The sequence below is a fragment of the Endobacterium panacihumi genome, from assembly GCF_050847465.1.
GTDB classification, from domain to species: domain Bacteria; phylum Pseudomonadota; class Alphaproteobacteria; order Rhizobiales; family Rhizobiaceae; genus Neorhizobium; species Neorhizobium panacihumi.
Window position 1 is genome coordinate 2365901 of sequence record NZ_JBOZRA010000001.1, and the last position, 20329, is coordinate 2386229.

19 protein-coding genes and 1 tRNA gene are annotated in these 20329 nt (G+C 58.9%); 1 reads left to right on the forward strand and 19 read right to left on the reverse strand.

Features of this window, described 5'->3' with window-relative positions:
* Window positions 1-24: 24 nt before the first annotated feature.
* From ACRQ1B_RS11810 to rbfA, 5 genes are all read right to left on the reverse strand, one after another.
* Window positions 25-1032, reverse strand: coding sequence for a class I SAM-dependent methyltransferase (locus tag ACRQ1B_RS11810; protein WP_432293747.1), 1008 nt, complete (start codon window positions 1030-1032; stop codon window positions 25-27).
* A 105-nt stretch (window positions 1033-1137) separates the two neighbouring features.
* The gene (pnp, locus tag ACRQ1B_RS11815; RefSeq protein WP_432293748.1) at window positions 1138-3270 is read right to left on the reverse strand and encodes a polyribonucleotide nucleotidyltransferase; all 2133 of its coding nucleotides are present in this window, start codon (window positions 3268-3270) and stop codon (window positions 1138-1140) included.
* A gap of 327 nt (window positions 3271-3597) precedes the next feature.
* On the reverse strand, window positions 3598-3867 hold the full coding sequence (rpsO, locus tag ACRQ1B_RS11820) for a 30S ribosomal protein S15 (protein WP_432293749.1): 270 nt from the start codon (window positions 3865-3867) through the stop codon (window positions 3598-3600).
* Window positions 3868-4022: 155 nt separating this feature from the next.
* The gene (gene truB / locus ACRQ1B_RS11825; protein ID WP_432293750.1) at window positions 4023-4952 is read right to left on the reverse strand and encodes a tRNA pseudouridine(55) synthase TruB; all 930 of its coding nucleotides are present in this window, start codon (window positions 4950-4952) and stop codon (window positions 4023-4025) included.
* Window positions 4953-4958: 6 nt separating this feature from the next.
* Window positions 4959-5384: a 30S ribosome-binding factor RbfA gene (gene rbfA, locus ACRQ1B_RS11830; protein ID WP_432293751.1), complete on the reverse strand. Its 426-nt coding sequence runs from the start codon at window positions 5382-5384 to the stop codon at window positions 4959-4961.
* 434 nt (window positions 5385-5818) lie between these two features.
* On the opposite strand from rbfA, the gene ACRQ1B_RS11835 reads away from it, so the two are divergent.
* Window positions 5819-6925 (forward strand): DUF475 domain-containing protein, encoded by a 1107-nt coding sequence (locus ACRQ1B_RS11835; protein ID WP_432293752.1) that lies wholly within the window; start codon window positions 5819-5821, stop codon window positions 6923-6925.
* Between the two features lie 81 nt (window positions 6926-7006).
* Here the strand turns inward: ACRQ1B_RS11835 and ACRQ1B_RS11840 are convergent, their stop codons facing one another.
* The 14 genes from ACRQ1B_RS11840 to ACRQ1B_RS11905 form a co-directional block, all read right to left on the reverse strand.
* Window positions 7007-7759 carry an ABC transporter permease gene (locus tag ACRQ1B_RS11840; RefSeq protein WP_432293753.1) on the reverse strand — a complete coding sequence of 251 codons (753 nt, stop codon included), beginning with the start codon at window positions 7757-7759 and terminating at the stop codon, window positions 7007-7009.
* The gene (locus ACRQ1B_RS11845; RefSeq protein WP_432293754.1) at window positions 7756-8694 is read right to left on the reverse strand and encodes an ABC transporter ATP-binding protein; all 939 of its coding nucleotides are present in this window, start codon (window positions 8692-8694) and stop codon (window positions 7756-7758) included. Before ACRQ1B_RS11845 ends, ACRQ1B_RS11840 begins: the two co-directional genes overlap by 4 nt.
* A complete protein-coding gene (locus ACRQ1B_RS11850) occupies window positions 8691-9875 on the reverse strand; it encodes an ABC transporter permease (protein WP_432293755.1) in 1185 nt (394 codons plus the stop codon). The genes ACRQ1B_RS11845 and ACRQ1B_RS11850 overlap by 4 nt, the downstream gene beginning before the upstream one ends.
* A 39-nt stretch (window positions 9876-9914) precedes the next feature.
* Window positions 9915-10829, reverse strand: coding sequence for a glycine betaine ABC transporter substrate-binding protein OsmF (osmF, locus tag ACRQ1B_RS11855; protein WP_432293756.1), 915 nt, complete (start codon window positions 10827-10829; stop codon window positions 9915-9917).
* Between the two features lie 142 nt (window positions 10830-10971).
* A complete protein-coding gene (gene ccoS / locus ACRQ1B_RS11860; RefSeq protein ID WP_432293757.1) occupies window positions 10972-11133 on the reverse strand; it encodes a cbb3-type cytochrome oxidase assembly protein CcoS in 162 nt (53 codons plus the stop codon).
* The gene (locus ACRQ1B_RS11865; protein WP_432293758.1) at window positions 11130-13418 is read right to left on the reverse strand and encodes a cation-translocating P-type ATPase; all 2289 of its coding nucleotides are present in this window, start codon (window positions 13416-13418) and stop codon (window positions 11130-11132) included. Before ACRQ1B_RS11865 ends, ccoS begins: the two co-directional genes overlap by 4 nt.
* Window positions 13415-13906 (reverse strand): FixH family protein, encoded by a 492-nt coding sequence (locus ACRQ1B_RS11870; RefSeq protein ID WP_432293759.1) that lies wholly within the window; start codon window positions 13904-13906, stop codon window positions 13415-13417. The genes ACRQ1B_RS11865 and ACRQ1B_RS11870 overlap by 4 nt, the downstream gene beginning before the upstream one ends.
* The gene (gene ccoG / locus ACRQ1B_RS11875; protein ID WP_432293760.1) at window positions 13903-15501 is read right to left on the reverse strand and encodes a cytochrome c oxidase accessory protein CcoG; all 1599 of its coding nucleotides are present in this window, start codon (window positions 15499-15501) and stop codon (window positions 13903-13905) included. Before ccoG ends, ACRQ1B_RS11870 begins: the two co-directional genes overlap by 4 nt.
* 165 nt (window positions 15502-15666) lie before the next feature.
* A complete protein-coding gene (ccoP, locus tag ACRQ1B_RS11880) occupies window positions 15667-16530 on the reverse strand; it encodes a cytochrome-c oxidase, cbb3-type subunit III (RefSeq protein ID WP_432293761.1) in 864 nt (287 codons plus the stop codon).
* Between the two features lie 3 nt (window positions 16531-16533).
* On the reverse strand, window positions 16534-16689 hold the full coding sequence (locus ACRQ1B_RS11885; protein WP_306836262.1) for a cbb3-type cytochrome c oxidase subunit 3: 156 nt from the start codon (window positions 16687-16689) through the stop codon (window positions 16534-16536).
* Window positions 16690-16701: 12 nt separating this feature from the next.
* The gene (ccoO, locus tag ACRQ1B_RS11890; protein ID WP_432293762.1) at window positions 16702-17433 is read right to left on the reverse strand and encodes a cytochrome-c oxidase, cbb3-type subunit II; all 732 of its coding nucleotides are present in this window, start codon (window positions 17431-17433) and stop codon (window positions 16702-16704) included.
* Between the two features lie 11 nt (window positions 17434-17444).
* On the reverse strand, window positions 17445-19067 hold the full coding sequence (gene ccoN / locus ACRQ1B_RS11895; RefSeq protein WP_432293763.1) for a cytochrome-c oxidase, cbb3-type subunit I: 1623 nt from the start codon (window positions 19065-19067) through the stop codon (window positions 17445-17447).
* Between the two features lie 134 nt (window positions 19068-19201).
* A complete protein-coding gene (locus tag ACRQ1B_RS11900; protein WP_432293764.1) occupies window positions 19202-19864 on the reverse strand; it encodes an HAD-IA family hydrolase in 663 nt (220 codons plus the stop codon).
* A 346-nt stretch (window positions 19865-20210) separates the two neighbouring features.
* Window positions 20211-20287: transfer RNA gene (locus ACRQ1B_RS11905), tRNA-Met, on the reverse strand.
* Window positions 20288-20329 lie beyond the last annotated feature (42 nt).

A 20329-nucleotide genomic window follows, 5' to 3' on the forward strand; every position in this document is an offset into this window, starting at 1 on the left:
GATGACGCTGGCTGGCGGGCTCGGTTACTTCTTCGCCCAGAGAACCTTGAACTTCGAATTGCGGCAGGTCTCCCCGCTTTCCTTGAAAGCTTCAGCCAGGACCGGCTCGTAGGTCAGGCCGCGATTGGCCACCATCAGCAGCTGGCCACCACTGCGCAGCGAACTGGCCGCTGCGCGGATCATTGTCTTGCCAAGCTCCGGATCAGCCGCCTGCGCCTCATGGAAGGGCGGATTCATGATGACGAGATCGTATTTTTCCTTCGGCGGCTCGGTGCCGAGATCCTGCCAGAAGAAACGGGCGCTAAGATCCGGGCAATTGGCGGCGAGGTTGCGCTTGGCGAATTCCAGCGCCTTCCAGTCGGCCTCGAACAGGTCGATGCGGTTGGTACGGCGCGATTTTTCGGCCAGCATGATGGAGAGATAACCCCAGCCTGCGCCGAAGTCGGCGGCATTGCCGTCGAAATCGCTCGGCAGGCGGCTTGCGAGCAGTTCTGAGCCCGGATCGACGTGATCATGGGAAAAGATGCCCGGAATGGTCTCGAAGCGTCCCTCGACCATGCCTGCGGTCTTGCGCAGAGCCTTGATGCTGGCCGAGGCATCTTCCGGGCGGCCGAACCAGATGGCAACGCCATGATATTTGGGCGCGTAGTCGAGAATGATGCCGAGCTTCAGCAGCGTGGTGCGGAGCGACTGGATGCCATCTTCCTTGCCACCGGCGATGACGATCACGCCGCCAACTTTTACGCGGGCCAAAACTTCGGCGACGCGGTTTTCATTCTCGCCGCGATGTTTGCCGCAGAGCACGAGACCGAAATCATAGTCCTCGCCATCCGCCTCCGGGAAAGCATTATCGCCCAGCGAACGGAACAGCGGCCGGAACGGCTGCACGGCGGTGATATCGCCCAAGAACTCCGACGGCTTAGCATGGCCTGCCTCGGCGCCAAGGAAGAGCACGCGCTCGCCCTCGCCCGGCATCGGCACCTGATCGGTGGCAAAGGGATGGAAAAGCGTCTTGAGGGCGTCTCGGCTCATGGTGTCGGACCTTGGGGTTTCTGGGCAGTGTTGTTGCTTGAACAGATAAAGAAAAGGGCGCGGAAGACAAAGCTCCCGCGCCCGGATCCTGCGATCAGCGAAAGCTTATTCGGCTGCTTCGCCTTCGGCCTTCTTGATTTCCTGGCCGGTGGCCTGGTCAACGACCTTCATCGACAGGCGAACCTTGCCGCGCTCATCGAAGCCCATCAGCTTGACCCAGACCTTGTCGCCTTCCTTGACGATGTCGGAGGTCTTGGCAACACGCTCGGAAGCGAGCTGCGAGATGTGGACCAGACCGTCGCGAGCGCCGAAGAAGTTGACGAAGGCGCCGAAATCGGCGGTCTTCACAACCGTGCCTTCGTAGATCACGCCGACTTCCGGCTCGGCAACGATCGAGTGGATCCACTTGCGGGCCGCTTCGATTTCCTTGCCCGAGGACGAGGCGATCTTGACGGTGCCGTCGTCTTCGATGTTGATCTTGGCGCCGGTCTTTTCGACGATTTCGCGGATGACCTTGCCGCCCGAACCGATGACTTCACGGATCTTGTCGACCGGGATGTTCATCACTTCGATGCGCGGAGCAAATTCGCCGAGCTGCGAACGGCCTTCGGAGATGGCATTGGCCATTTCGCCGAGGATGTGGGTACGACCGCCCTGTGCCTGGGCCAGAGCGACCTTCATGATCTCTTCGGTGATACCGGCGATCTTGATGTCCATCTGCAGCGAGGTGATGCCGTCGGCAGTACCTGCTACCTTGAAGTCCATGTCGCCGAGGTGATCTTCGTCGCCGAGAATGTCGGAGAGAACGGCAAAACGGTCACCTTCGAGGATCAGGCCCATGGCGATACCGGCAACCGGCTTTGCGAGCGGAACGCCGGCGTCCATCAGAGCGAGCGAGGTGCCGCAGACGGTTGCCATCGAGGACGAGCCGTTGGACTCGGTGATTTCCGAAACGACGCGCAGCGTGTAGGGGAACTGCTCAGCCGACGGCAGCATCGGACGGATAGCGCGCCATGCGAGCTTGCCGTGACCGATTTCGCGACGGCCCGGGGAACCCATACGACCGGTTTCACCAACCGAGTAGGGAGGGAAGTTGTAATGGAGCAGGAAGCGCTCCTTGTACATGCCGGTCAGGCTGTCGACATACTGCTCATCTTCGCCGGTGCCGAGCGTGGCAACGACGATCGCCTGCGTTTCACCGCGGGTGAACAGGGACGAGCCGTGGGTGCGCGGCAGGATGCCGACTTCCGAGGTGATGGCGCGAACGGTCGACAGGTCGCGGCCGTCGATGCGGCTCTTGGTGTCGAGGATGTTCCAGCGAACGATCTTGGCCTGCAGGTGCTTGAAGATCGCGCCGATGACTTCGGCAGTGTACTTCGGCTCGACACCTTCCGGGAAGTAATGTGCCTTGACCTTGGCCTTGACGGCGTCGATGGCGGCGTAACGATCAGCCTTCTGGGTGATCTTGTAGCCTTCGCGAAGCTCGGCTTCGAAATGCTTCAGCATGTCGGCTTCGAGTTCGGAATGATCTTCCGGCTGGAAATCACGCGGTTCCTTGGCGGCGACTTCAGCGAGCTTGATGATCGCGTCGATGACCGGCTGGAAACCCTTGTGGCCGAACATGACGGCGCCAAGCATGATTTCTTCGTTGAGTTCCTTGGCTTCCGATTCAACCATCAGGACGGCGTCCTGGGTGCCGGCGACAACGAGGTCGAGCACGGACTCGTCCATCTCGTCGAGATGCGGGTTCAGAACGTATTCGCCGTTGATGTAACCAACGCGAGCGCCGCCGATCGGGCCCATGAACGGAACGCCCGACAGCGTCAGGGCTGCGGACGTGGCAACCATGGACAGGATGTCCGGGTTGTTTTCAAGGTCGTGCTGGACGACGGTGACAACGACCTGGGTGTCGTTCTTGTAGCCTTCCGGGAAGAGCGGGCGGATCGGACGGTCGATCAGGCGCGAAACCAGGGTTTCGTTTTCGCTTGGGCGACCTTCGCGCTTGAAATAGCCGCCCGGGATCTTGCCGGCGGCGTAGGTCTTTTCCTGGTAGTTGACGGTGAGCGGGAAGAAATCCTGACCCGGCTTCGGAGCCTTGGCCGAAACGACGGTGGCGAGAACGACAGTTTCACCGTAGGTCGCGAGGACGGCGCCGTCTGCCTGGCGGGCGATCTTGCCCGTTTCCAGCTTCAGCGGGCGGCCAGCCCATTCGATTTCGACAGAGTGGGTATTGAACATATGTTGTCCTTCAATGCGGGAATGACGTGAACCCGTTTAAGGGCACCGGCACAATCGACCGCAGATGTGACACATCACGGGCAAGACAACGAGAAGCTCCTATCCCTTGAAAGGGAAACATTGGCCAAGATTTATCAAAAATCTCGGCCAACAAAGCATCCGGCAATCCTGCCCCATGACAGGTCGGGGTTAATCTGGTGAACCGGCCCATCCGGTCTCACCGACAGTTTTTCGCACACATCATGCGCGCGACAGGCATGGTCAGTCGGGCAATGGCCCTTAAAAGAGGTCCGGCGGGCGCTCTTGTCGAACGCCCGCCGGGAGATATTAGCGACGTACGCCCAGGCTGGTGATCAGCTTGGTGTAACGGGCTTCGTCCTTCTTCTTGAGGTAGTCAAGAAGCGAACGACGGCTCGAAACCATGGTCAGAAGGCCACGACGGGAGTGGTTGTCCTTCTTGTGGCCCTTGAAGTGTTCGGTCAGATTGTTGATCCGCTCGGTGAGGATAGCAACCTGGACTTCCGGGGAACCGGTGTCGCCTTCGACAGTTGCGTATTCCTTGATGAGGGCGGCCTTGCGCTCTGCAGTGATCGACATCGTATGATCCTTTATGTGAAGAGGAATAGGGGTCGCCAAAGGCCGGGATGTCGTCCAGCCTAGGCCGTGAATGCGAAGAAAATGCCAATAGGCAGCCCTTAGCTGGCGCTGCCTATAGACTATTCAGGCTTCAATTGGAAGAGGCAGGCGACGGATCAGCCGAACACCCGCTTCGGACGGAACTCACCCTGAGCGATATCGCCAATGGCAACCAGACGCCCCTTTGAGGTGGCATACACTTCCGGCGCCTCCAGCGGAGCATCGCGCCCACGCACGATGACCGGGTTGCCCATGCGGATACGATAGGCCTGGTCGTCACTGAGCGGCAGATGCGGCAGGTCGGACAATGCCTCGACCGTATCGACCATCAGCGCATCCAGGGCAGCCAGACGTTCGTCGCGATCCTCGATGCTTTCCAGTGCGACGAGATCAGCCAGCGGCACCATCTTCTCTTCTACAAACGGAGCGACAAAGGTGCGGCGCAGATTGGAAATGTGGCCGAAACAGCCAAGATCGCGGCCAAAGTCGCGCGCCAGCGCGCGGACGTAAGTGCCCTTGCCGCATTCGACTTCGAAATGTGCGCAATTCTCTTCGGCACCCAGCAGCGTCAGGCGAAAGATCTCGACTTCGCGCGACGGAATCTCGACGACTTCGCCTTCGCGGGCAAGATCATATGCGCGTTCACCGGCAATCTTGATGGCCGAAAACTGCGGCGGGATCTGGCTTATGACACCGGTATAGTTGGGCAGGATATCGCGGATATCCTGTTCGGCCGGGCGCAGTTCAGAGCTTTCGATCACTTCGCCTTCAAGATCGTCCGTCGAGCGCTGCTCGCCCCAGGTGACGGTGAATTCGTAGATCTTGCGGCCATCCATGACGTAAGGCACGGTCTTGGTGGCATCGCCCAGCGCGATCGGCAGCATGCCGGAAGCCAGCGGATCGAGCGTTCCGGCATGGCCGGCCTTCTGGGCATTGAAGAGCCACTTGATCTTGGAAACGGCCTCGGTGGAGCCGAAATCGACAGGCTTGTCGAGGATCATCCAGCCGGAGACCGGCCGGCCCTTGGGTTTACGCGGTTTGGACATTCTTCTCTATTCTTGTTCGTCGCCGGAAGCCTTAGGCTCAGAATTGGCCTCGAGATCGCGCTGCACTTCAGGCGATTTCAAAAGCTCGTCGATCTTCTTGTAATTGTCGAAGCTGGTATCGTCGCGGAAACGCACTTCGGGCATGTATTTCATCTGGCGCAGTTGACCGCCAAGGCGACCGCGAATGTATTTGGCATTGCGGTTGAGCGCTTCGATCACTGCCTGATGATCCGGCAGGCCGAGCGGCGTTACGTAAGCGGTGGCGATCTTGAGATCCGGCGACATGCGGACTTCCGATACGGAAATCACTGTCTTTTCGATCAGATCATCGCGCACTTCGCCACGCTGGAGGACCTGCGTGATGGCGGCGCGTACCTGTTCGCCCACACGCAGCATCCGCTGCGAAGGCGCGGAAGACGTTGCTTTGCTCATGTGTTGTTTTTCTTTCTTTTCATGTCCGCTTCGATGCTGATCCTATCAGAAGGATCGTCGTTTGGCGCGGGCAGGCGTGCTCCATGCCTTTTTGGCGGGCAAAGGTCAAGCTCCGCGGGTGATTGGCACGAGCTGGTGGTGACCGATCGGCTGATCATCAAACATTAGGGATCACCGTGCCCGCCCTCTTGACGAAAAGTTGAAAACAGCCAATTTTTATAGCGTCTTCGCGCGCATTACCGAGCCCGCGAAAGAAACCTGGTGCCGGGCCCCTCTGGCGAGAGTTTTTACGGCGCTCTCGCGATGTCGGTACCGCCTGCAAAACAGCCGGCGGATTATTATGTCATGACACAATCCCATCTTTTGGGGATGGATGCCGCATGCGGCATGTCCATCTCTTCCATGCCCGTTCTCCCCACCAGGGGGACACGCGCATGAGCCAGTCCACCACCACAACGCTCGGCTATTTCCGCTGGGCTTTCATCGTCACCGCGCTCGGCCTGATCCTCGGCGGCGTGCTTGGCTGGCAGTCGACCGGCACGGTCGGCGGCACGGCAACCATCTTCTTCATCTGCGTCGTTCTGGCGGTTCTGGAAATCTCGCTGTCCTTCGACAACGCGATCGTCAACGCCAACAAACTGAAGGACATGACCCCGGAATGGCAGCATCGCTTCCTGACCTGGGGCATCATCATTGCCGTGTTCGGTATGCGTATCGTCTTCCCGCTGCTGATCGTCGTGATCGCCGCCAATATCGGTCCGATCGAAGCGATCGTTCTGGCTGCCAGCCAGCCGGAAGAATATTCGCGTATCATGCACGACGCGCATCTGCCGATTGCAGCCTTTGGTGGCACGTTCCTGATGATGGTGGGCTTGTCCTACTTCTTCAATCAGGAAAAGGACGTACACTGGATCCCGTTCCTCGAAACCCCGATGGCCCGCTTTGCCGGCATCAAGGGGATCGAAATTGCCGTGGTTCTTTTGCTGATCCTTTTTTTCTCTCGTCTTCTGGATGGCGAAGACTCGGTCACTTTTGTCTATTCGGCCATTTACGGCCTTGTGACCTTCCTGATCGTGGAAGTTATCGGTGGCCTGCTCGATGCACAGCAGAAAACAATGTCTGAAGCTGCCAAGGGTGGCCTCGGTGCGTTCATCTACCTGGAAGTGCTCGACGCCAGCTTCTCTTTCGACGGCGTCATCGGCGCGTTTGCATTGACCCATAACCTGTTCATCATCGCGATCGGCCTTGGCATCGGTGCCATGTATGTTCGTTCCATGACGATCATGCTGGTTGAGAAGGGTACGCTCACGCATTACCGTTATCTGGAACACGGTGCCTTCTATGCCATCCTGATCCTGTCGGTGATCATGTATGTGCAGACGATGTTCCACATTCCGGAGGTCATCACCGGCCTCGGTGGCGCGACCCTGATCGGTATCTCGCTATGGTCGTCGATCCGCTACAACCGTCGCCATGTCGAACAGGACAAGCGTGAAGGCACATTGGATCGCCCGGTGGAAGCGAAACCGAGTGAAGCCTGATCCAGACGGATCGGTAATCTGAAAGATGAAACGGCCGGACATCACAATGTCTGGCCGTTTTTTTTTCGTTCACGACCGATATCAGTTCGCTCGGTTGAGCCCGGAACGTCGCGAAGCCAGGCGTTCGCCGAACAGTAGCGTGTCGTAGATCAGCACGGCCAGTGCTGCGACCACAATTCCACCTTGCAGGACAAAGGCAAGATTGTTGGATTGCAGGCCGGCGATGATCACCTCGCCCAATGTGCGGGCAGCCACCGTCGAGCCGATGGTGGCGGTGGCCAGACTGATGACGATCGACAGGCGGATGCCGCCGAGGATCAGCGGAAAGGCTAAAGGCAATTCAACTTTGATGAGCCGCTGCCAGCCGGTCATACCGGTACCGCGTGCCGCCTCCATGACCGAGGCAGGCAAGGTCGTCAGCCCCGTGAGAGTGTTTTCAAAAATCGGTAGAAGACCATAAAGAAAGAGCGCGATCAGCGTCGGCCACTCGCCAAAACCCAGCATCGGCACCGTCAGAGCCAAAACGGCGACAGGCGGAAATGTCTGGCCAATGTTCACCAGACTGCGCGAGAGAGGCAGAAATTCCGCACCCGATTCACGTGTGACGAGAATAGCCAGTCCGACAGCGACGATCGTGGCCGCAATGGTGGCGGCAAAGACTACCAGAAGGTGCGACAGGGTCAACGACAAGAGACTGGCCTGGACATAGATCGACGGCGCGCCGTTTTCTGTCAAAGGCTGCAGAAGCGAGGCGAACAATTCCGGCTTGACCAGAAAGGCCACCAGCACGAGCAGAACTAATAGCCGGATAATAAACGCCGGGCGGACCCTCATGCCGGCCTCGCCGCTTGTTTCAGCAAACCATCGACAGTCACCCGTCCGAGGACCTTGCCATCCTTGCTTACGACCGGCAGTGCCGGACGGCCGGACCACAGCAATTCCGCCAGAGCATCACGCTGACTGACATCGGCCTCGATTGCCATGCCTTCAGCCGCGCCTGTTTCCACGGCGGTTTCGACGCGGTTCAACGACAGAAGCCGGAATGGTCGCTCCGTGGTGCCGATCAGCGACGCCACAAAGTCCGTTGCCGGGTTAGCAAGCATTTCGGCAGGCGTTGCATATTGCAGCAGGCGTCCGCCATCCATGACGGCAATCTTGTCGGCAAGGCCAAACGCCTCTTCCATGTCATGCGTGACGAGAATGATTGTGGTGCCAAAGTGTTTCTGGATGGCGAGGAGATCATCCTGTGCCTTGGCGCGAATGATCGGATCCAGTGCGCCGAACGGTTCGTCCATCAGAAGCAGGTTGGGTTCAGCGGCAAGCGCGCGGGCCACGCCGACACGCTGGCTTTGACCACCGGAAAGCTCATGCGGAAAACGCGGACCAAAAGCAGCGGGATCGAGCTGGAACAGGTTCAGGAGCTCTTCCACACGCGCGTTGATACGCTCTTGCGGCCAGCCCAGCAGTTTTGGCACCGTGGCGATATTGTCGGCGACGGTGCGATGGGGAAACAGGCCGTGGCCTTGAATGGCGTAGCCAATGCGGCGGCGCAGTTCGTGCGGGGCAATCGCGCCATTGTCCTCACCATCAATACGAATGATACCGCTGCTCGGCTCCACCAGCCGGTTGATCATGCGAAGCAGCGTCGTTTTGCCGGACCCCGATGTTCCGACGATGACGGTGACCGACCGGGCCTCTATCGTCATTGTCACATTATCGACCACCGTGGCTTGTCCATAGGTCTTGCTGATGCCGTCGATCTCGATCATGCGGTCGCTTCCTTTCTGCCGGCATTCGTGTTTTTCGGCGCCGTCAGTTCAACCACCGCATCGAGAATGACCGCCGCGGCAAAGGCGAGCGCGACGGTCGGCACGGCACCGAGCAGGACCAGATCCATCGCCGTCTGCCCAAGGCCCTGGAATACGAAGACGCCAAAACCGCCGCCGCCGATCAGCGCGGCGATAGTGGCAAGTCCGATATTCTGTACGAGAACGATGCGGATGCCAGTGAGGATGACCGGAAAGGCGAGCGGCAGTTCGACCTGGACCAGTCGCTGGCGATCGGTCATGCCCACACCACGAGCCGCGTCGTTGGCATCACGCGGCACGCTGGCGAGGCCGCCCACCGTATTGGCTACCATTGGCAGAAGCGAATAAAGAAACAGCGCTACAAAGGCTGGCGCCGTGCCGATGCCACGAATGCCGAGATCGGCAGCACCCGGCACATTGATTGCCACCCAGGACAGTGGTCCGATGAGAATACCAAAGAGTGCGATCGACGGAATGGTCTGGACGATATTGAGCAGATTGAGAATAGCTGAACGGACAGGTTTCACGCGATGGCAGAATATGCCCAGTGGAATGCCTGCCAGAGCGGCAACGACGAGTGATCCCAAAGCAAGCGTCAGGTGCCGCCCCGCTTCAATCCAGAACGTGTCGGCGCGCGACGCATATTCCTTCATGATCGACAGTCCGCTCCACAATCCCGAGGTCAGAACGAGCGTTGTCGCGGCTGCCGTTGCTGCGAGGAATGCTATGCGCACCCACGCACCTGGCCGCATGCGGGCAAGTGAGTCCGCTGCCAAGAGCGCGAAGGCGGCGCTCAGCATCCAGAAACCGGAACCGGGAGAGACGCGCGCATAGCCATTGCCCTCTGGTGTCAGAAATGACGCGGCACTGCCGACGGCGATGGCCAGCACCGCAAGCAGGACAAAACTGGCAACCAGCCGGACCAACAAGGGCAAACGCAGAAGCGCTACGACGATGCCGGCGATAGCCAGTCCCAGAAGAACCATGCCGTGCATGGGTGGGAGTGAATCGAGCAGCGAACGCCCCTCCCCCTGCACGATGCGATTGGCGCGAAACAAGGCAAAGGGTGCAATGAGGCCATAGGCAGCAATCAGCGCGACCACCACTCCAACTCGGTCTATCCGGCTCAGGCCAAGCCTCATGCGTTTCCCTGCCCTTTGGCGGTTGGCGCTTCCATCGGCTTACTTCAGAAAACCGTTCTTCTTCAGAAAGTCGTCCGCGACCGCCTTGGCCGGTTCCCCGCCCAGCTGAACACGACCGTTCAACTCCTGCAGCGTGACGAGATCAAGCTTTTCGAAGACGGGTTTCAGCAGGCTCTCAATCTGCGGATTTTCCTTCAGCACGGCTTCACGGATGATCGGCGCCGGTTGATAGACCGGCTGGACACCCTTGTCGTCTTCCAGCACGACGAGGCCGGACGGAGCGATGCCGCCATCAGTACCGTAGACCATAGCCGCGTCGGCGCCGCTCGTCTGGTTGGCGGCAGCGGCAATGGTGGCCGCAGTATCCCCACCCGAAAGGGTGATCAGCTGGTCGGGCTTGAGGGTAAAACCATAGGTCTTCTGAAAGGCCGGCAGCGCTGCTGCCGAATTAACGAACTCGGAGGAAGCCGCAAGCTTGACCGTGCCGCCGCCGGCGACGTATTTGCCGAAATCGCTCAATGTGACGAGCTTGTTGGCGTCCGTGACATCCTTGCGCAGCGCAATCGCCCAGGTGTTGTTCGCCGGCGAGGGCGTCAGCCAGACAATCTTGTTGGCATCGTAATCGAGTTTCTTGGCCTGTTCATAGGCCTTGGCGGCATCGTTCCACGAGGTATCGCCGCTCTTTTCGAAAAAGAAGGCGGCATTGCCGGTATATTCCGGATATATATCGATCTCGCCTGCGGTGATCGCCTTGCGCACCACCGGTGTCGCACCGAGCTGGATGCGATCCGTGGTCTTGATACCGTTGGCATTCAGCACAGACAGAATGATATTGCCCAGCACACCGCCTTCGGTATCGATTTTCGAGGAGACAACCACCTGTGCCTGCGCCTGACTGACGGCAAGAGAGGCTGCGAGAACGGCTCCGGCAAGTAGTTTCGTGATCATACGCATAACGCTTCTCTCTCCCTGTGAGGCCATGTGTTGCACATCACCATTCGACTACGGACGCGCAGTGGCGTCGCGGCATGGTTTTGCAATTAGGTCTTGGCAAGAGAAAAAACAGGGCGTGCTAACGTACAGACCCGAAAAAGGATCATCGGGTCCCGCGATCCTCCGGTTTGTCGTCGGACAAAATCCGCCATGCAGCGCCATCCAGGTCCTCATACTGGCCGGAGCGCAGTGACCAGAGGAAAGCACCCAACCCTAGGGCGCCCAAAAAAAGTGCGACCGGAATGAGGTAGATCAGCATGTTCATGCGGCTCGAGCCTCCGGGGATATATCGAGATCAGCGCTCTCTGCCCTGATCGCCTCTTTTTCGCCAGCTTGTATGTGATTGAGCCGCAACGCATTGGCGACGACGATCAGCGAAGAGGTGGACATAGCAACAGCCGCAATCAAAGGCGTGGCATAACCGGCCAAAGCGATCGGCACCGCGATAACGTTGTAGCCGATGGCAAGTCCAAAATTCTGGCGGATCAGGCTGCCGGCCCGACGCGACATTTCATGCGCGAATGGCACGGCCGCCAAACTTTCATGCATGAAAACAAAGTCCGCCGCCTGACGCCCGATATCGGCCGCGGTCGCCGGTGCCATCGAGACATGGGCTGCACGCAAGGCCGGCGCGTCATTGATGCCGTCTCCGACCATCATCACCTTGTGGCCCGCGTCAGCGAAAGCAGTGACGGCATCGGTCTTGCCGCGCGGTGAGAGATCAGCCTTCCAGGTGTCCAGTGACAGGCGTTTTGCCAAGCGCTCGACAACTGCGGCACGGTCGCCGGATAGAATGACAGTCGAAAGATTTTCGGAATGAAGATCGCGAACAGCCATCTCGGCTCCGGCACGCAGCCGGTCCTCGAAACGGAAGGTCGCCAGTTCGATGCCATCGACGGCCAAAACGACTTCCGAGGAAACGGCACCGCCGACATGTTCCGTGCCGCAGGCGAAGCGCCGGCTACCAAGCCGGTAGAGCCGGCCATCGATGCTCCCCTGCAGACCTTCGCCGGGTCGCTCCTCGACTGTTTCAAACGACGGCACGGCACCGGTATGACGGGTATAAAGCGTCTGTGAAAGCGGGTGACGCGAGTGTGCGGCAAGTCCTGCGGCCAATGTCAGGTTTTGGGGCGTGATGTCACCGGCATTGAGAAGACGTGGCCGCCCGATCGTCAATGTGCCGGTCTTGTCGAAAACCACCAGATCGACATTGGCAAGCCGTTCCATCGCGGAACCGTCCTTCACCATGATGCCGCTCTTGAACAGCCGGCCGGCCGCAACGACCTGCACGACCGGAACCGCCAGCCCCAGAGCACATGGGCAGGTAATAATCAGCACCGCGATGGCAATCAGCATCGCGTGTTTCCAGTCACCTCCGAAAACACCCCAGGAGAGAAAAGCCATGATCGCCAGAAGATGCACAATCGGCGAATAAAATTGCGCAACCCGATCGGCGAGACGTCGATAACCGGCACGGCTGCCTTCCGCCGCCTCCATCAACGCCATGATTTCGGAGAGAAAGGAATCCCTGGCAGCAGCTGTCGCCCTTAACACAAGCGATCCGGTGAGACTGAGCATGCCTGCCTGCACAGCAGCACCAACGACAACCGGATGCGGCGCGCTTTCGCCGTTGACGATGGAAACGTCTAGGTCACTCGCACCACTTTCGACAATGCCATCGACGGGGATGCGTTCACCAGCCGCAATCGCGATCCGGTCGCCTGGACGGATATCCGAGACAGGACGATATTCGCGACTGTCATCCGCGCCCAATACCATGGCTCCACGTGGAGACAGGCGCGCAAGACCACTGATCGAAGCACGGGCACGTTCCCGCATGAGATGATCAAGCGTGCGGCCGATCAGCAGAAAGAACAGCAGAGATACGGTCGCATCAAACCAGGCATGCTGGCCGTGATGCATGGTTTCCCATAGCGACACGGCATAGGAGAGCGTGATCGCGAGAGCGATCGGCACATCCATATTGGTGCGACCGCGACGAACGGCATTCCAGGCCGATTGGTAATAAAAACGTCCGCCATAGATCAGCGCCGGTGCGGCGATCATCGCCGAAATCCAGTGGAACATGTCACGCGTCGAGGCATCGGCGCCAGACCAGACAGAAACCGACAACAACATGATATTGGCGGCAGCAAAACCGCAAACGGCAACGCCGCGCAGAAGCTTTGCCTTCATGGCGTCGGCGGCTTCTTCCGCATCGTTGAACAAATGCGCCGAATAACCTGTGGCGGTGATGATGGTGCGGACGATATCGACCGGATCGGTCACCTCGTTGCCCACGACCTCGCGCCAAATCACCGACACCCGCCTGGTCGACAGGTTGACTCGCGCCTTTTCGACGGAGGGCATCGCATGCAGGGCTTTTTCGATCGTGGCGATACAGGCGCCGCAATAAACCTCCGGCACACCGAGATCCGTCTGCCTGCGCCCGCCACCAAGGTCGCGTGCGGACAACATCAGTTCCTCTTTTGATGGCAACGCGCCCAAGAGATCAACGACACCTTCGGTTCCCGGCGCACAGCAACTCATGACCGTTCTCCATGGACCGAAATACGGCGAGTCTGGTGAAGGACGGGCGTGCCGTTGCGCGCGGCAATCGCTTCCACGATCCAGTGACCGGGACCAACCTCATGTCTGACGACAAAGATGCCCTCCTCCTGGGGCGCCAAGGTGAGCGAGAAGTCCTGCTGATCGCCGACCGGCCGGCGGAACGCCAGGATCAGTTCATCTGCGGCAACCAGGCCGTTCGGACCGCTGATTTCGTAGCGAACGACTGTGCCGTCGATGGTTAGCTTTCCTGTCACACCCGTCGCCGCCAGGGCTCGTTCGGCAGCGACCTTGGAATTGAACTGCTGGCTGGCAACATAAGTATTTTGCACCACCAGGCCGCTCCAGCTGCTCACCGCCTGATAGGCCATGAAGAAATTGACGGAGATGATGACGCCGAAGAACGACAGCATGATCGCCAGCATATGCCATCCGGTAAAGGTGAAGGGCTTCTTCTGAACTTGGATCATCTCTTTCCTCCTGGCAGATTGAACGTGGCCTTGTAGGCATCACTTTCGTGGCTTGAACGATCTTCGGCAACAAAGCGGAACTCGGGCTTGGATTGCGGTTTGGCATCGCGGCTGGGCGGGAGCGTCACGAACACACGCAGGGCCATTGCCTTGTCCGGTTCTGCCTGGATGGCGACGACCTGACCCGGGACATCGGAGACCCCGACCACCTTCATCGTCGCCTGCGGCAGACCATCAAGCGACAGCATGATAGTGCGTTGCTCCGGCACCATGTTGAGAAGCCGGATCGTGTAGCCGTTGCGAATCGAGCCATCCGACTCCAGCACGAATTGCGGATTGCGGTCATGGACAACATTGAGCTGGAGCCGGTCACGCGCCAAAAGCGCATAGACCAGACCCAGGCCGATCAAGGCCCAGATGCCGAAATAAACGAGCGTACGGGGACGGAAAATAACCTGCCACCGGAACTGGCGAATCCGATCTGCAAACGAGCCGTCCGGATTGCGGACGCGAGCCGGCTCGATCGCCGTCCGGCCGCCATTGGTGGCGAGCGCCATGTTGCTATCGTATTCATCCAACGTCGCATAGGCGATCAACCCGCGCGGTTTGCCGAGCTTGTCCATGACATTGTCGCAGGCATCTATACAGAGCGCACAGGTGATGCAGGCCATCTGCTGACCATCTCTGATGTCGATACCCATGGGACAGACTGCAACACAGGCATCACAATCGACGCAATCGCCGACAGGCTGGCCGGCGGCAGCCGCCTTCTTGGCATGTCGGCTGCGCGGTTCACCCCGCCAGTCATTATAGGTGACGACAAGCGAATGTTCGTCCAGCATGGCGCCCTGAATACGAGGCCAGGGACACATGTAGATGCAGACCTGCTCACGCATCAGGCCGCCCAGAATGTAGGTCGTTGCTGTCAGGATCGCGACTGTCCAATAGGCGACCATAGCCGCCTGACCGGTAGCAAAATCGAACGCGAGACCGGGCGCATCGGCGAAATAGAAAATCCAGGCGCCGCCAGTCAGAACGGCAATCAGCAGCCAGACCGCATGTTTGCTTGTCCGCTTGAAAATTTTAGCGAAGCTCCATGGGCCGGCATTCAGCTTGATCTGAGCGTTGCGATCTCCTTCGATGAAACGTTCGACGGCCAGGAAGAGATCAACCCAGACCGTCTGGGGACAGGCATACCCGCACCAGGCGCGCCCGACAGCCGATGTCAAGAGAAACAGTCCCAAGCCCGCCATGACCAGCAGACCGGCGACGAAGAAGAACTCCTGCGGCCAGATCTCGACGAAGAAAAAATAGAACCGCCGGGCCGACAGATCGATCAACACGGCCTGATCCGGCGCATGCGGACCACGATCCCAGCGTATCCAGGGCGTCAGGTAATAGATGGCGAGCGCCACGACCATGAATAGCCATTTGAACCGCCGGAAACGCCCCTTGACGCTTTTCGGGAAAATCTTCCGGCGCTTTTCGTATAGCGGTTCGGATGGCGGCACCGAACCGGAGCCGCTTCCCGCGCTGTTCCCGCCTCCTCCGGCACCGCCAGCAGGTTGAAGGTGATTGGCCGTATAGAGATTCATGGGACGATCCACTTCCTGTTCCGTCCTTGTCCCACCCGCCCGAATGGCAAACCTTGACCTAGGTCAAGTTTCAGGTGCGACAGAATTGACAAATGAAAGGCCGCGCCTTTCTGCAAAGCGCGGCCCCAGGGATTGCAGTAGAGAAAGATCCGTTTCGTTGCGGACTTACTCTCCGCCGCCCAGCGAGTGGACGTACACGGTCAGCTGTTTGACGGTATCGCTGCTCAGACGGGCCTGCCAGGCCGGCATGACGCCGTGCTTGGGGGCGCGAACCTGTTCGGCGATTTCCGCCTCACCATTGACCTTGAGCCAGATCGCATCAGCGAGATTGGGCGCACCAAGCTCACGATTGCCCTTGGCATCCTCACCATGACAGGACGAGCAGTTGTCGAGAAAAATCTGCTTGCCGGGTTCGACCATGGCAACATCTCTCGGCGTCCCCGTCAGGCTGACGACATAGGCCGCGACCTGGCGGATTTCATCAGGCTGAATTACATCAGCGAAAGGCGTCATATCGGCAATCCGGGTATCCGGATCGACGGCATCACGGATGCCGTGCGCGATAGTCTGCTGCAGCGTGTCGAGATCACCACCCCAGATCCAGTCGTCATCGTTCAGGTTGGGATACCCCTTGCTGCCTTCCGCGCCGGAGCCATGGCAGGTGACACAGTTGACCTTGAAGGCGGATGCGCCGCCGGCGATTGCAAACTGGTTCATCTGCGGATCGGCAACGATTTCCTGAAGCGTCGACTTCGAGATCTTTTCAAGGATACCGCCCTGCGCGATCTTGGCACCCGCACTCTCGGCCGCGTATTCGGCACGGCTGGAATAACCGAGAATGCCCGGAGTTGCCTCGGTCAGCATTGGCCAAGCCGGATAAAGAACCGTATATCCGAGCGCCCAGATGATGCAGGCGTAAAAGGTCCAGAGCCACCAGCGTGGAAGCGGATTGTTCAGTTCGCGAATGCCGTCCCACTCATGGCCGGTGGTTTCGACACCGCTGATTTCATCGACATGTTTTTCGGCCATGGCTTAGTCCTCATCCTTCAGAGGGATATGCGCAGCCCTGTCTGCCGATGCCTTGCCGCCCGGACGCAGGGTGAAGAAAATGACGCCGACAAAAAACAGAGCCATGGCAAGCAGGCCCCAGCTGTCAGCGAAGTGACGCATTGCTGTGTAGGTTTCCATGAAAGCCCCTCCTCAGCGATAGCCGGTGGCATCGTCATAGGTCGAGAAATCGACCAGCGTGCCGAGCACCTGCAGATAGGCAACCAGAGCATCCATCTCGGTCAAACGATTCGGATCACCGTCGAAATTGCCGATTTTTGCCTTTGGATAGCGGTCGAGCAGGCCGGACGTATCCGAATCGGGATTGGCCTGCGCCTCCAGGTCAGCCTTCGCACTGGCAAGCATGTCATCCGTGTAGGGAACTCCGACATGTTTGTTGGCGGTCAGTTCCATGGTGGCATCCGTGACCTTGAGGTTCGTCTCCTTGAGGAAGGCGTAGCTCGGCATCACCGATTCAGGCACCACCGACCGTGGATCCGACAGATGCTGAACGTGCCAATCGTTGGAATAGCGCTCACCGACTCGCGCCAAATCGGGACCTGTGCGCTTGGACCCCCACTGGAATGGGTGATCGTACATGGATTCCGCCGCAAGGCTGTAATGGCCATAACGCTCGACCTCATCGCGGAAAGGACGGATCATCTGGCTATGACAGGCGTAACAGCCTTCACGGATGTAGATATTACGGCCGGCCAGTTCGAGCGGTGAATAGGGACGCATCCCCTCCACCTTCTCGATTGTATTTTCCAGATAGAAAAGCGGCGCGATTTCCACGATGCCACCGATCGATACGACGAGCAGCGAGCCGACCAGAAGAAGAGTCGCATTGCGCTCGATGAACTGATGTTTATCCATCAAAGACATGAGTTTCGTCCTTATTCGGCGGGCTGCAGGTTGGCCGTAGCCTGACCGGGAAGCCGTTCTTCGCGTTCATGGCCGAGAATGGTCATGGTGACATTGAAGGCCATGATGATGCCGCCGGCGAGATACATGGCACCACCAAGTGCTCGCAGCAGATAGTAGGGGAACATCGCAGAGACGGTCTCCGCGAACGAATAGACGAGAAAGCCTTGATCATCGTATTCGCGCCACATCAGGCCCTGCTGGATGCCGGCCACCCACATGACGGCGGCGTAGACGACGATGCCGAGGGTTGCGAGCCAGAAATGCCAGTTGACCATGGCGAGGCTGTAGAGGCGCTTGCGGCCCCACAGTTTGGGCACGAGGAAATAGACGGCACCGAAGGAGATCATGCCGACCCAGCCAAGAGCACCGGAATGCACGTGACCGATGGTCCAGTCGGTATAGTGGCTGAGCGAGTTGACGGCTTTCACCGACATCATCGGCCCTTCGAATGTCGACATGCCATAGAAGGCGATTGCCATGACCATCATGCGCATGATCGGGTCGGTACGGATCTTGTCCCAGGCGCCCGAGAGCGTCATCAGACCGTTGATCATGCCGCCCCAGGACGGCATCCACAGCATGATGGAGAAGACCATGCCGAGCGTCTGCGCCCAGTCGGGCAGCGCCGTATAGTGCAGGTGGTGGGGACCGGCCCAGATATACATGAAGATCAGCGCCCAGAAGTGGATGATCGACAGGCGATAGGAGTAGACCGGGCGTTCGGCCTGCTTGGGCACGAAATAATACATCATGCCGAGGAAGCCGGCCGTCAGGAAGAAGCCGACGGCATTATGCCCGTACCACCATTGTGTCAGGGCATCCTGAACGCCGGCGAAGGCCGAGTAGCTTTTAATGCCGAGGAAAGAGACCGGTACCGCCAGATTGTTGACGATATGCAGCATTGCGATGGTCACGATGAAGGCGAGATAGAACCAGTTGGCCACATAGATATGGGGCTCCTTGCGCTTCAGGATCGTGCCGAGGAAGGTGATCAGATAAGCGACCCAGACAATGGTCAGCCAGATATCGACATACCATTCCGGCTCTGCATATTCCTTGCCCTGGGTGATGCCGAGAAGGTAACCAGTCGCTGCCATGACGATGAACAGCTGATATCCCCAGAACACGAACCAGGCCAAACCACCACCGAACAGGCGAGCGCGGGAGGTGCGCTGGACGACATAAAACGAGGTCGCGATAAGCGCATTTCCGCCAAACGCGAAAATGACCGCCGACGTATGCAGCGGCCGCACGCGACCGAAAGTCAGGAAGGGCTCCAGGTTCAAGGTTGGAAAGGCGAGCTGCAATGCCACAAAAACGCCGACCAGAAAACCAACGACGCCCCAAAACACCGTGGCGATGGTTCCATACCGGATGACTTCGTCGAAATAGCCGGATCGATCATCCCGGCTGTTCGCCCGGCCTGCGCCGGAAAAATCAACACGTCGCAAAACCACGACCGTGCTGATGGCAAGACAGAAGAAGAGCACCCACATATGGGCGCCGAAAAGTTCATCATGGGCAAAACCGGCTGCCAGAAGCGCAAGAAACGCCCCGGCAACAAGGCCACCGATGGTAATGGTATTGTTCATCGCGAACATCCCCCTGAAGCATATGACGGGTAGCCGACTCCAATGGCCGGGCCCCGCTCTCAGGCAGAAATGTCATTTGATGTGTTTGGAGACCTTGATTCAGATCAAGGTACAGGCCGCAGTTTAGAGGGGCTCTATCTTCGCTGCAGCGACAGGCGACCGTCGGCGTCTACATGCGTGGTGAGATCGCGGTAGTCAGCAATGGTCAGGTGGCCGGTTTCCATCGGATGCGCATGCGTGTGGCTAATGACGGCCACATCCGCGCCTGCCGCTTCACCGGCCTTGACGCCAGCCATGACGTCTTCGAATACAAGCGACCGGGCCGTGCTGACACCGACACGCTCCGCTCCCAGAATGTAGCATTGCGGGTTTGGCTTGCCGATCTTCACGTCTTCCGCCGTCACGATGAAACGCGGCTCGTTGATACCGGCTGCGGCCAGCCGACGCTTGGCCAGCGTGACCGGTGAAGACGTGACGATCGCCCATTTTTCCGGCGGGATGGATGCCAGAAACTCGATGGCGCCCGGGATCGGCACGACACCTTCGACATCATCGATTTCACCCTGCAGGATGATCGCAGCTTCAGCCGCCGGATCGATACCCGGCAGATTCAGTTCGGTGATCGTATCGATGCCGCGCTTGCCATGCATGGTGGGCAGAAATTTTTCGACATCCAGTCCGTGGCTCAACGCCCAGCGTCCCCAGACCCGCTCGGCGGACGCCAGAGAATTGAGGATCGTGCCATCCATGTCGAACAGGAAAGCGTCATAGGTTTTTTGCGGCAGGGATTGGAACATGCGGAAAACACCTCAGCGAGACAAAGTTGCCGTTCTGATTACCGGCCAACCGGTCGAGATGCAAACGCGGGAGACGTTACTTATCCGCGCAGTCTGGCGCCGTCATGAGTGCAAATCGCCTGTTTTGCATAGGCATAGCTCGTCGACCTAAGGCGGGTCGCAGCGGATCCGCACCACTCTGCCGCGAGGGATTTTTGCCAGGGCAGAGGCCCGGTCCCTTTCGGGGTTGCCTGACACGGGCCGCCTGTCGGTTCAGCCGGTTGAATATCCGATTTAGTCTAAGCCAGCAGAACAGTGCAGTTCAGCTGCGGCGCACTTAAGCATTCTTAATTTTTTGGATTTGTTTTGGTTGCGGGGGCAGGATTTGAACCTGCGGCCTTCAGGTTATGAGCCTGACGAGCTACCGGGCTGCTCCACCCCGCGTCACCAAGTGTCGGGCGTTTTGGGCCCGGAAGCAATTGTGTC

What these genes read in the sequence shown, in the direction of transcription:
- ACRQ1B_RS11810 (WP_432293747.1), bottom strand. Translation starts at nt 1,032, where the DNA reads ATGAGCCGAGACGCCCTCAAGACGCTTTTCCATCCCTTTGCCACCGAT.
- rbfA (WP_432293751.1), bottom strand. Translation starts at nt 5,384, where the DNA reads ATGAGCAAAGCAACGTCTTCCGCGCCTTCGCAGCGGATGCTGCGTGTG.
- ACRQ1B_RS11885 (WP_306836262.1), bottom strand. Translation starts at nt 16,689, where the DNA reads ATGGAAACCTACACAGCAATGCGTCACTTCGCTGACAGCTGGGGCCTG.
- ccoP (WP_432293761.1), bottom strand. Translation starts at nt 16,530, where the DNA reads ATGGCCGAAAAACATGTCGATGAAATCAGCGGTGTCGAAACCACCGGC.
- ACRQ1B_RS11865 (WP_432293758.1), bottom strand. Translation starts at nt 13,418, where the DNA reads ATGAGTTGCTGTGCGCCGGGAACCGAAGGTGTCGTTGATCTCTTGGGC.
- osmF (WP_432293756.1), bottom strand. Translation starts at nt 10,829, where the DNA reads ATGCGTATGATCACGAAACTACTTGCCGGAGCCGTTCTCGCAGCCTCT.
- ACRQ1B_RS11840 (WP_432293753.1), bottom strand. Translation starts at nt 7,759, where the DNA reads ATGAGGGTCCGCCCGGCGTTTATTATCCGGCTATTAGTTCTGCTCGTG.
- ACRQ1B_RS11845 (WP_432293754.1), bottom strand. Translation starts at nt 8,694, where the DNA reads ATGATCGAGATCGACGGCATCAGCAAGACCTATGGACAAGCCACGGTG.
- ccoG (WP_432293760.1), bottom strand. Translation starts at nt 15,501, where the DNA reads ATGAATCTCTATACGGCCAATCACCTTCAACCTGCTGGCGGTGCCGGA.
- ccoN (WP_432293763.1), bottom strand. Translation starts at nt 19,067, where the DNA reads ATGAACAATACCATTACCATCGGTGGCCTTGTTGCCGGGGCGTTTCTT.
- ccoS (WP_432293757.1), bottom strand. Translation starts at nt 11,133, where the DNA reads ATGAACATGCTGATCTACCTCATTCCGGTCGCACTTTTTTTGGGCGCC.
- ccoO (WP_432293762.1), bottom strand. Translation starts at nt 17,433, where the DNA reads ATGTCTTTGATGGATAAACATCAGTTCATCGAGCGCAATGCGACTCTT.
- ACRQ1B_RS11835 (WP_432293752.1), top strand. Translation starts at nt 5,819, where the DNA reads ATGAGCCAGTCCACCACCACAACGCTCGGCTATTTCCGCTGGGCTTTC.
- ACRQ1B_RS11850 (WP_432293755.1), bottom strand. Translation starts at nt 9,875, where the DNA reads ATGAGGCTTGGCCTGAGCCGGATAGACCGAGTTGGAGTGGTGGTCGCG.
- pnp (WP_432293748.1), bottom strand. Translation starts at nt 3,270, where the DNA reads ATGTTCAATACCCACTCTGTCGAAATCGAATGGGCTGGCCGCCCGCTG.
- rpsO (WP_432293749.1), bottom strand. Translation starts at nt 3,867, where the DNA reads ATGTCGATCACTGCAGAGCGCAAGGCCGCCCTCATCAAGGAATACGCA.
- ACRQ1B_RS11870 (WP_432293759.1), bottom strand. Translation starts at nt 13,906, where the DNA reads ATGATCCAAGTTCAGAAGAAGCCCTTCACCTTTACCGGATGGCATATG.
- ACRQ1B_RS11900 (WP_432293764.1), bottom strand. Translation starts at nt 19,864, where the DNA reads ATGTTCCAATCCCTGCCGCAAAAAACCTATGACGCTTTCCTGTTCGAC.
- truB (WP_432293750.1), bottom strand. Translation starts at nt 4,952, where the DNA reads ATGTCCAAACCGCGTAAACCCAAGGGCCGGCCGGTCTCCGGCTGGATG.